Source organism: Blastocatellia bacterium (assembly GCA_035275065.1).
In the GTDB taxonomy this organism is placed as follows: Bacteria; Acidobacteriota; Blastocatellia; order UBA7656; family UBA7656; genus DATENM01.
In genome coordinates this window covers 1-10,800 of sequence record DATENM010000022.1, presented here as the reverse complement: position 1 = coordinate 10,800, position 10,800 = coordinate 1, and the positions used below count along the sequence as shown (strand labels likewise).

Genomic DNA, 10,800 nt, shown 5'->3' with positions numbered 1-10,800 from the left:
GCCGCCCCACCCTTCGGTCGCCCCGTAATAAGCTAAAAGCGATTCGCCGTATGACTGAAAGAACAACCGCCCGATTATATAAAGCGCGATGCCCCCGAAGATGGAGCCGAGGGTCGCGCTCAGGCCGAACCGCACCCATTTGCGCGGGGCCGAAGTCACAAGCGCCACCATCACCAGAGCGTTCGGCAGCGGGATGATCGTGCTGCCGACTAGCTCAAGCAGGAACACGAAGCCCATCGCGGAGCGATGATTCGCTATGCGCTCGGCCTTACGACAGAGCTTGTCGGCCCACCTGCGGGGGGTTATTGAAAGTGCTACGCTCATTAGAAGATCATCCGAATCGTGACGCCTCGCGGCAGGGGATTATGTGATCGCTGGTCAAGGGCATTACGCACGACATGAATTGATAGTAACACCTGTGGGGTTAATCAGGCCAGAATTAAGAAGGAAAGGGCAGGGATGAAACCCTGCCCTTTAAAAACATTGACTGCGGTTTTAATAAACCGGGGTTAACGCTCTTTCCCGATCCTCATCCCGTAGAACGAGCGCCACACGAAGAAGACAGAGATGAGGAAGAAGACTGCTGCCAGGGTGAGCGTGACGTTTGACCCGGCCTCGCTCCTGAGCTTCACGGCAAGCTCGACGGCCAGCAGCCCGAAAAGCGTCGTGAATTTGATGACAGGATTCATGGCTACTGAAGACGTGTCCTTGAACGGGTCGCCCACCGTGTCGCCGACGACCGTCGCGTCGTGAAGCGGCGTGCCCTTCTGCTGAAGCTCCACCTCGACTATCTTCTTCGCGTTGTCCCATGCGCCGCCCGCGTTCGCCATGAAGATCGCCTGGTAGAGCCCGAAGATGGCGATTGAGATCAGGTAGCCTATGAAGAAGAACGGCTCTATAAACGCAAAGGCCAGCGAGGAGAAAAAGACCGTCAGGAAGATGTTGAACATGCCCTTCTGCGCGTACTGCGTGCAGATTTCGACCACCTTCTTGCTGTCTGCGACAGAGGCTTTCTCGACGCCTTCCAGGCGGATGTTCGCCTTGATGAATTCGACGGCGCGGTAAGCGCCCGTCGTCACCGCCTGTATCGAAGCGCCTGTGAACCAGTAGATGATGGCGCCGCCGGTCACCAGTCCCAGCACAAACGGCGCGTGCAGCAGCGAGAGGTTCTGCAAGTCCCGCGTCAGCCCCGCCGTCAGCGCCATGATGATCGAGAAGATCATCGTCGTCGCGCCGACAACCGCCGTGCCGATCAGCACAGGCTTGGCCGTCGCCTTGAAGGTGTTGCCGGCGCCATCGTTCTCTTCGAGCAGGTGCTTGGCGCGCTCGAAGTTCACGCTGATGCCGTGGTCGTTCTGCAACTGCGCTTCGACGTTCGGCACCTGCTCGATGAGCGACAGCTCGTAGACCGACTGGGCGTTGTCGGTCACCGGGCCATACGAGTCGACGGCAATCGTCACCGGCCCCATGCCGAGAAAGCCGAAGGCGACCAGGCCAAAGCCGAAGACCGGCGCGGCGATGTCGCGCACCATCAGCGGCCCCAGGCCCATCCCTGTGACGCCGTAGGCAATCGCCATCAACGCGACAATGCTGATGCCGAGCCAGAAGGCCGAGAAGTTGCCCGCGACCAGGCCCGAAAGAATGTTGAGCGAAGCGCCGCCCTCGTGCGACGACGAAACGACTTCGCCGACATGCGCCGAGCTGGTCGAGGTGAAGACCTTCACCAGCTCAGGGATGATCGCGCCGGCCAGCGTGCCGCAGGTAATGATCGCCGAGAGCTTCCACCACAGCGTCGAATCGCCGGCAAGCACGGGGATCACAAGGTAGGAAACAATGAACGTCAGCACGATGGAGATGATCGAGGTCAGCCAGACCAGCGAGGTCAGCGGATGCTCGAAGTTCATCTCCCTGGCTTTGGCGTAACGCGCCTTGGTGACCGCTTCGTTGATGAAGTAAGAGACGGCGCTGGCGACGACCATCATAATGCGCATCACGAAGATCCAGACCAGCAGTTGCACGGCGACGGTTGCCTGGTCGCGCACGGCTAGCAGGATGAAGGTGATCAAGGCGACGCCGGTGACGCCGTAGGTCTCAAAGCCGTCCGCCGACGGTCCGACCGAATCGCCGGCGTTGTCGCCCGTGCAGTCGGCGATGACGCCGGGGTTGCGGGCGTCGTCTTCTTTGATCTTGAAGACGATCTTCATCAGGTCCGAGCCGATGTCGGCGATCTTGGTGAAGATGCCGCCGGCGATGCGGAGCGCCGCCGCGCCGAGCGATTCGCCGATGGCGAAGCCGATAAAGCACGGGCCGGCGTAATCGCCGGGGACAAACAGCAGGATGCAGAGCATGATCAGCAGCTCGACCGAGATCAACATCATGCCGATGCTCATGCCGGCCATCAGCGGGATCCTATAAATCGGATAGGGCCGGCCTTCGAGACTGGCGAACGCCGTGCGCGAATTGGCGAAGGTGTTGACGCGGATGCCAAACCAGGCGACGCCATAGCTGCCGGCGATGCCGACCAGACTGAAGAACAGAATGACCGGCAGGGTGATGCCGAGCGGCTTGCCCGGAACGGGCGCGAGCACGCCGAAGTACAGGACGATAATCAGCGCGATGAAGACCCAGAGCAGCAGGATGAACTTGCCCTGCGTCGTCAGGTAGGTCTTGCAGGTCTCGTAGATCAGCTCGGAGATTTCGCGCATCGCCTGATGCACGGGCAGCTTTTGCAACTGCATGTAAATCCACAGGCCGAACATCAGCCCGAGCGCGCAGATCAGCAGGCCGACCAGCAGCAGGTTATGGCCATTGACGCCGCCAAGAAAGTTGACGCGCGACAGGTCAGGCAGCCGCAGATTGGCTTCGCCGCCGCCGTGACCCGACTCGCGCGACTGCGCCAGCGCCAGGCCGGCGTTGAGGGCGAGGACGGCGAGAGCGCCGAGCGCTCGCACCCATCCTCGACGGTGCGGGGCAGTCGCCGCGCCTTGCTTCAGTTTATCGATCATATAATCCACCTCTTCGTTTTTTTTAATGCGTTCGCAATCTGGCGATCAATCAACCCACAGACCGTCGCAGCCAGATCGGAATTGAATCAGAAAACCAAACGTCGGTGCGGAGAGAAGCGGTGTGATTGCGGCGGGCGCAGCGACACCCCGACAGCGTCGGCTGTGTACACCGATAGCAACTGGCCTGGCCAACCATTTCATCGCCTGATTAATGAGCGTCTCCGCAAAAGCCGTTACGAGCAACGAGCCGTTCGTCGCTGGCACATCCGCATCCTGACCATCCACGGATGAGAAATGCGTGGTAACGGCAAAGAGAGCCTTATAGCACATCGGCGAGAGCATGGGCAAGCCGTAGAGATTTCAGGTTGCGCTATAAAAGGCCAGCGCCGATTCGCCCTGCTTAAGTTGGCGAAACTGTTGCAGCCTGCCGTACTGGCTTGCAAGGGGCAGCTTGTCGCGATGCTCGACGATCAGCACGCCATCGGCGGCCGGCAGCGGGCTCTCTCCGAGGCTGTCGAGGACGGTGGCGTAGAGGCTTGATGCGTAGGGCGGGTCGAAGAAGATGAGGTCGAAGGGCTGGCCGTCGGCGGCTAATTGTTTGAGCGCCGCATTGACGTCGCGGCAGATGACCTTAACGCCATTGATGCCGAGCCCATGCAGGTTGGCTTCGATGACGCTGCAAGCGCGGCGCGACTGCTCGACGAAGACCGACAGGGTCGCGCCGCGGCTTATCGCTTCGATGCCGACCGCGCCCGACCCGGCGCAGAGGTCGAGAAAGCGGCTGCCGGCGACACGCGCGCCGAGTATGTTAAACAAGGTTTCGCGCAGGCGATCCGAAGTGGGCCGCACGCCCAGCCCTTCGACCGCGCGCAGCCTGCGACTGCGATATGCTCCGCCGATGACCCTCACGTTTTTCGATGATAGTGGATTCGCTGGCGCTCATCCAGTAGGCGGTAGGCAGCAGGCAGTTTCCGTATCATCAGCAGTCCGCCGCTCGGCACGGCCCGATTTCCCCTCGGCTAACTGCCTACTGCCTACCGCCTACTGCCTACTACCACGTTTGACTTTTTCAGCGCCGCCGCCGCACAATCAATGCATCGTTCGATAGATCGTGTTTCTTGATTAAGGGGACAGTGAATGAAGCGACTCGCACTAATAACTATCGTTGTGCTTGGCTTGATCGGCGGCAGTTTCGCCGCGCAGCAGAAGACCGGAACGCTCAAGGGCAAGGTTGAAGGCGAGAAGGGCAAGCCGCTCGCCGACGTTGAAGTGCGCGTGATGAGCAGCCGCTCGCGCCAGATTAAAGAAGCGACTACCGATGCCGGCGGACAATACCAGCTTGAGCTGGAGCCCGACAATTACACCGTCTCTTTCGACGCCGAAGGTTATGCCGGCGGCACCATGCGCGATATGCAGCAGGTCGAAGAGGGGAAGATCACCGAGGTCAAAACGATTCAGCTGACCAGGGCCAAGCGCACGTCGAGGGTCAGCGGCGCGGTCTTTGACGCGCGCGGCCTGTCGCTGCCGGGCGTGCGCTTGAAGCTGGCGCGAGTGCCGACCCCTGAAGAGGAGAAAGAACACAAGAAGATTGACTCGCTGTCGCGCGACTACATCACCAACAACCGCGGCGAATTCGCCTTTCGCCTGCCGGCAATGCGGGCTCGTTATCGGGTTACCGCTTCGCTGGACGGTTACCTGACGCAGACGAAATTCGTTGATGTCAGCGAAAGCGAAGCCGTGCCGCTGGCCTTCACGCTGGAGCTTGCCAAGAAGTGACGCCGCCTGGCGCTCCCTGCTTTTTCGCTATCTCGATCTTTGATCGTTGGCTGACACTTTCGCGCGCCTCCCTTTCTACGGAGCCGCCAGGTGAGTTATGATCATTGCCGCTACGGGAAGTTCATAGCAGCATCGCCTGAGTTTTATCGGCTGGCCCATAGGCAAAAGAGTGGTGAAACGCATAGCCTTCAAGCGTCTCCGATCATTCGCCCTCGAACTATCCGTCTATGCCCTGCTGGTCATCGTTTACGTTCTGCTGGTGCTGAATTTTTTGAGCGCCTGGCTCAGGCAGATTTACGATCACGGCAAGACGCGCTATGCGATCATCTGTCTTTTGCTGATCATCGGCCAGGGAGTTGTGCTGGAAGCCGTGACCAGCCTGCTGTTACGCCTCATCCGCACCAAGACCGAATGACGGAGACCGGATGGATTTTCTCGTTTCGCAAACACATCTCAATCCGCTCTACCTGGTGGTAATCGGTTTCATCATCGGCGTGCTCGGCGGCTTCTTTGGCGTCGGCGGCAGCTTTCTTGCCGGGCCCTCGTTGTTCGCCCTCGGCGTGCCGATGAACTTTGTGGTCGGCACCGATTTAGCGCACATCGTCGGCAAGTCAATCGTCGCCGCCAAGAAGCATCGGGCGCTCGGCAACGTTGATCTCAAGCTCGGCATGATTATGGTGATCGGCACGATTGCCGGGGTCGAGATCGGCGCTCAAGGCATCGAGGCGTTGAAGCATCGCGCCAATATCGATCAAGTCGTCGGGATTACCTTCGTCATCGTGCTGGTGTCGATATCGGCATTCATCTCCTGGGAGAGCATGTTGACGATTCGCATGCAGCGCGAGCGCGAGCGCGAGGCCGAGCAATCGGGCATCGCGGCGCGCGTCCTCGACGACAAGCATGATGAATCGGCGCTCGACCACATCGCCCGGCGCGTCCACGGCATCCGCTTGCCGCCGATGATCAGTCTGCCGGTATCGGGCATTGAGCGGATTTCGCTCTGGTCAATTCTGCTGGTGGCGCTGGTCGGCGGCATCTTCAGTGGTTTCCTCGGCGGCGGCGCGGGCTACATCCGCATGCCCTCGATGGTCTACCTGCTCGGTGTGCCGACTCATGTAGCCGTCGGCACAGACCTCTTTGAGGTAGTGATCTCGGCCAGCTACGGCACCTTCACGCATGCCGTTAAAGGCAATGTTGATATTCTGATCGCGCTGGTCATGCACACGGGCGCGGCGATTGGCGCGCAGATCGGCGCGGCAGCGACCGAATACTTTCGTGGGCCGAAGATTCGCCTGGCCTTCGTGCCGTTGCCGCTGATCGGCGCGGCCATTGTGATCTACAGCCTGCTCACGGGCAAGCACATGAAATGATGAAGGATGAATGATGAACGATGAATAAGGGAGACAAGTCCCGTTGCAAGGGGCGCGGTAGGCTGACGGCAGCCTGCGGGCTACCGCCTGGCCCCCGGCCGTTCATCCTTCATCCTTCATCCTTCATCATTTTCTATGAAAGTCTCAGTCATGAAGATTTTGATTTGCAGCGACGGGTCGGAACAGGCAAATAACGCCGTGCGCTTTGCGGCGACCATCGCCGCGGCCTGCGAGGCCGAAACGACGATTCTCGGCATTACCGAGCGCGCCGGCGAAGAAGACCGCATCTTCGATTCGCTCAAGAACGCCCAGCAACAACTGCGCGAAAAAAGGGTCAACGCCGAGATCGTCATCAAAGCCGGTGAGCCAATCGCGGAGATCGTCAAGCGCGCGGAAGAGATCAGCTATGACCTGGTGGTCATTGGCGCGACTCGCAAGGGACGCAGTGGCCCGTTCCTGATGTCGGCCAAGGCTTATAAGATCATCAAGGCGGTGGCGCCGCCGGTGCTGGTGGTGATCGGTGATCGCGTCACGCTGAAACACATACTGGTGTGCAGCGGCGGCGAAAAGTACATTGACCGCGCCGTCGAATTTACGGGAACGCTGGCGCGAGCCACCGAAGCTGGCGTGACGCTGTTTCACGTCATGGCCGAGCCGCCGGCAGTCTATTCCGACCTCATCAAGATGGAAGAGGATGTAAACCTGTTGCTGCACTCCAACTCGGTGCTGGGGCAGAACCTGCGCCGCGAACAGGAAGCCCTGGCGCGTCAGGGGGTGCGTTGCGAAGTACGCTTGCGCCACGGATTGGTCATCAGCGAAGTCTTCAAAGAGGTGCGGCGCGGGGATTATGATTTGATCGTTACGGGATCATCGCCCGAGGGCGGCTCGCTGCGGACTTACATTATGGGCAACATCACTCGCGAGATCGTCAACCGTGCCGAATGTCCCGTGCTGGTGGTGCGCGGCGAAGCGACGCCGGCGACGATTGCCCAGAGCTTGAAGGAATTCTTCACCGATATTACCCATGCCTTCGGCGGCTCAAAGGAAGAACCGAGATAGCGTGCGGCGTCGGTCGCCAGCTGCCGGTCGTTGGTCATCCCTTTTATAGCTCAAGCGGCGAGCGCACCGCCCTGCCGCCGCGATTCAGCACGTGCGTGTAGATCTGCGTGGTGGCGAGGTCTTTGTGTCCGAGCAACTCCTGAATCGTGCGAATATCATAGCCTTGTTCAAGCAAGTGTGTGGCAAAGCTATGGCGCAGGGTATGGCAGCTTGCCGGCTTAAGCAGACCGGCCTCGGCCACGGCGGCTTTGACGGCTTTTTGCACTACCCCTTCCGAGAGATGGTGGCGACGGACGCCGCCTGAGCGCGGATCAAGCGACCGGCGGGGCGCTGGAAAGACAAACTGCCATCGCCATTCGCCTTGCGCATGAGAATATTTTTTCGCCAGCGCATAAGGCAGGTGGACCGCGCCGTAGCCTTCGCGCAGGTCGGCTTGATGCAGTTCACGGGCTTTCTGCAACTGCTTGCGCAGCGGTTCAATGAGGGTTGCCGGCAACACCGTGACGCGATCCCTGGCCCCCTTGCCATCGCGGATGACAATCTGTTGGTAATAAAAATCGAGGTCCTTAACCCGCAGGCGCAAGGCTTCCATAAGGCGCATGCCGGCGCCATACAGGAGGCTCGCGACCAGCCAGCTGGTGCCTTGCAAGTGATCGAGCAGGGCAGACACTTCGCCGCGGGTTAAGACGATGGGAAGCTTTTCGGGCCGTTTGGCGTGTTCGATCCCTTCGATGGTATTCAGCGGCTGCAAAAGCACGTCTCGATAAAGAAAGATCAATGCGGCGAGCGCCTGATTTTGCGTCGAGGCGGCGACATTGCGCTCGACGGCGAGGTGTGTGAGGAAGGCCGCGACTTCGAGGGCTCCCATTTCCAGCGGATGGCGCTTATCGTGAAAGACGATGAAGCGTTTGATCCAATCGATGTACGCCTGTTCAGTTCGGTAGCTATAATGCTTGACCCGTAAACAATCGCGCACCTGGTCGAGCAGCTTAGACATGGGCAGTTCTCCACGTTCAGAAGGTCGGTAGGTTCCCGGCAAGGATATAGTAAGAAAAGAGGCAATTGTCAACTTGATGGCTAGATTTTGGAAGCGTATGATTGCGCGGTCAAATTCGCGCACCCGGAATCAACTCAGTAAGACATCCAGTTGAACTAGGGATGGAAAACAACACTGCCGTCGCGTCTGGCGACTTCCCTTCGGGGTTAAACCACAACTGGGGAGAGGTGCCCTTAGACGGCTGACGTCGAGAACCAGTCAGCAAATGAATGATGAGATTGCTACGGCGGCGCAGTCGGGATATGATGGCGTTCATCCTGAAAGGCCCGGCAAATTGATGCGAATCGGATTGAGCTTAAAACCTGGCCGCAGCGGTACAAAGAAGCTGGTTGCCTTGTATGGCGAGCGGTTGGTTTGCGTCCGATATCGTTATGATGAGAAGAAGAAGAAGCGCTTCAAGACGGTTGAATTGATTATTGAAGAGATTAGCTGGGAGCCACGGGCGACTTTGTACGACCATGATGAGATTGTCGGCGTTGAGTTGAAGGCAAATGACGATGAGTTGCGGGCCAGGGTGCTGCGGGCAGGCGGAAAATGGAATGCGGCGCGAAAGGTATGGCAGATACGTTACGACAGGGCCATCAAGCTGGGGCTGAGGAGACGCATCCGGGGAATCGAGACAATTTGAAGGCCCGATTGCAAGTCTAATTATATGTAGATGGTATGATATACATATAGATAAAAATCCCAATTTAAGTGGTGTCTGGCATACATCCAATTGCTTGTTGGGCGCCTTTCCCGCAATCGCTAACAGGCGCGATTGTGCTCGCTTGCTGTTTCGGTTGATGCGTGTTCGATCCGCGATCATCGGTAATCCGAATCCCGTGGCCATCTCCAAGTGCAAGAGCAGGCGCTGCACCGACGGACAAGCAGCGGTTGCCAGCGCCAGACGGCACATCCTCAGGAGGCGCTCAGATGCCGTCGAGCGGGTTTGGCATCGGCGCACCGCAGACTGGCCAAGGCGGCCATCTCGCCTCAACCGGTGAGCGGGGCGGTGGTAGTCGGCGCGAAGCGAGGGCGACAGCGAGTTGGGCGCAGCAGCTAGGTGGAATAGCGAGGTTGCCAGAGGCACCGTGCCGGAGAGTCTGCGGAAAGGATAGGGGCGTCGGAGGCGCAGAGGCTAGGTGCGAGAGGCATATGAGGGCTTGACAATGATTAACCGCGCGGGCGACGCCCAACAAGGCGTTGGACGCGAAGGCCGCGAAGCGGGGTGGTCATGGGTGGTTGAGTGCCGCTCGCGGCCTCGGTCAACGCAGGCGTTAGCCCCCTGCACTTAAGATGTGCATAGTTCAGGTTTCCATTGGAGAAACAATGAAAAACATATGCCTACTCTTGTTATTGCTGTTACTGCTTTCAGGGTGTTCATCCGCGAGTAAGCCCCCCGAAGAGGCACGAAAAGAATTGGGCCAGATGAATATTCAATATAATGAGGCTGCGTTCATTGACAGCGCCAGGAATGGAGATATTGTTGCCTTAAATCTATTTCTTACTGCGGGTATGGATCCAAATGCGAGAGATTCTCTTGGCCGCTTAGCTTCTGATTTTGTTTCGAAGAAGGTGAATGCCAACATCGAATTTAAGGAAGCCCTAAACCAGCAAATTAGAGCCGATAGGTCGCGAGGTACAACTGCGCTAATGGCGGCTACTATTATGGGACGAGTTGACATTGTAAAGACGTTGCTACAGAAGGCCGTAGACTTAAACGCAGAGGACAGAGTTGATATGACTGCCTTGAGTTATGCAGTCTGGAAGAATGATACTCAACTCACCAACCTTTTACTACAAGCCGGTGCTAATCCAAATGCAGGGAAAGAACCCAATGCCATTATGCTCGCTGTAATGGAAAGGAATGAAGACATCATAAGGGCCATGATTGAGGCTGGTGCAGATGTGAATTCCAGATACCCGAAGGGGCATACATTGTTAATGCTTGCAACCGACAGCCACCTCACAAATACAGTGAAGCTCTTACTAGACAAGGGGGCTGATGTAAACGGAAGTAACGCAGAAGGTAAGACCGCCTTGAAGATTGCTACTGAAAAAGGCTTCACTGACATAATAGACATTCTTAAACAGCACGGAGCAAATAATGCTCCCATCTACGGGGGCTAACAATGCGTTGCACCGGAGCCGCCGAAGCGCAATTCTCATCATAGCTGCAATGCCGTTCGGCGGCCCGCTGAACGCGGGCGTTAGGCGCAGAATCGCGTAAGGTCAAAACTTAGCATATAATGAGACAGTCTGGAGGGATAACATGGAAGAAATTAAAAGGACATACATCATTGATGAACAGAATCGGAAACTGGCTGTGCAGCTTGACATCGATACCTTCAATAAGATCGAAGAACTCCTGGAGAATTATGCGCTGGTTCAGCTTATGGGGGAGCCGGCAGATGATGAAGCATTAGAATTGGATGAGGCTGTGACTTACTACCAAACATTGGTGAAAGCCGATTGAAGATCATTTATAAAAAGAGGTTTCTGAAAGATTTGGCTAAACTCCCGTCAGAGGCGAGAAAGGCAGTAGAGAAAT

11 protein-coding genes are annotated in these 10,800 nt (G+C 57.7%); 7 read left to right on the top strand and 4 right to left on the bottom strand.

Annotated features, from left to right (window positions below):
• From VJ464_04005 to rsmD, 3 genes are all read right to left on the bottom strand, one after another.
• Window positions 1–324, bottom strand: a 324-nt coding sequence (locus VJ464_04005) for a hypothetical protein (GenBank protein HKQ04271.1), incomplete at its 3' end; no start/stop codon positions are given.
• Between the two features lie 185 nt (window positions 325–509).
• On the bottom strand, window positions 510–3,005 hold the full coding sequence (locus VJ464_04000) for a sodium-translocating pyrophosphatase (protein HKQ04270.1): 2,496 nt from the start codon (window positions 3,003–3,005) through the stop codon (window positions 510–512).
• Window positions 3,006–3,365: 360 nt separating this feature from the next.
• Window positions 3,366–3,914 carry a 16S rRNA (guanine(966)-N(2))-methyltransferase RsmD gene (gene rsmD / locus VJ464_03995; protein HKQ04269.1) on the bottom strand — a complete coding sequence of 183 codons (549 nt, stop codon included), beginning with the start codon at window positions 3,912–3,914 and terminating at the stop codon, window positions 3,366–3,368.
• A gap of 228 nt (window positions 3,915–4,142) precedes the next feature.
• Between rsmD and VJ464_03990 the strand changes: the two genes are divergently transcribed.
• From VJ464_03990 to VJ464_03975, 4 genes are all read left to right on the top strand, one after another.
• A complete protein-coding gene (locus tag VJ464_03990) occupies window positions 4,143–4,781 on the top strand; it encodes a carboxypeptidase-like regulatory domain-containing protein (protein HKQ04268.1) in 639 nt (212 codons plus the stop codon).
• A 169-nt stretch (window positions 4,782–4,950) separates the two neighbouring features.
• Entirely contained in the window at window positions 4,951–5,196 is a 246-nt protein-coding gene (locus tag VJ464_03985) for a hypothetical protein (protein HKQ04267.1), read from the top strand.
• 10 nt (window positions 5,197–5,206) lie between these two features.
• On the top strand, window positions 5,207–6,151 hold the full coding sequence (locus tag VJ464_03980; protein ID HKQ04266.1) for a sulfite exporter TauE/SafE family protein: 945 nt from the start codon (window positions 5,207–5,209) through the stop codon (window positions 6,149–6,151).
• Between the two features lie 150 nt (window positions 6,152–6,301).
• On the top strand, window positions 6,302–7,210 hold the full coding sequence (locus tag VJ464_03975) for a universal stress protein (GenBank protein ID HKQ04265.1): 909 nt from the start codon (window positions 6,302–6,304) through the stop codon (window positions 7,208–7,210).
• Window positions 7,211–7,253: 43 nt separating this feature from the next.
• Here VJ464_03975 and VJ464_03970 read toward each other — a convergent pair whose 3' ends face one another.
• A complete protein-coding gene (locus VJ464_03970; GenBank protein ID HKQ04264.1) occupies window positions 7,254–8,207 on the bottom strand; it encodes an integron integrase in 954 nt (317 codons plus the stop codon).
• A gap of 265 nt (window positions 8,208–8,472) precedes the next feature.
• Between VJ464_03970 and VJ464_03965 the strand changes: the two genes are divergently transcribed.
• From VJ464_03965 to VJ464_03955, 3 genes are all read left to right on the top strand, one after another.
• Window positions 8,473–8,895: a hypothetical protein gene (locus VJ464_03965; GenBank protein ID HKQ04263.1), complete on the top strand. Its 423-nt coding sequence runs from the start codon at window positions 8,473–8,475 to the stop codon at window positions 8,893–8,895.
• A 683-nt stretch (window positions 8,896–9,578) separates the two neighbouring features.
• The gene (locus tag VJ464_03960) at window positions 9,579–10,379 is read left to right on the top strand and encodes an ankyrin repeat domain-containing protein (GenBank protein ID HKQ04262.1); all 801 of its coding nucleotides are present in this window, start codon (window positions 9,579–9,581) and stop codon (window positions 10,377–10,379) included.
• Between the two features lie 142 nt (window positions 10,380–10,521).
• Window positions 10,522–10,725, top strand: coding sequence for a hypothetical protein (locus VJ464_03955; GenBank protein HKQ04261.1), 204 nt, complete (start codon window positions 10,522–10,524; stop codon window positions 10,723–10,725).
• Window positions 10,726–10,800 lie beyond the last annotated feature (75 nt).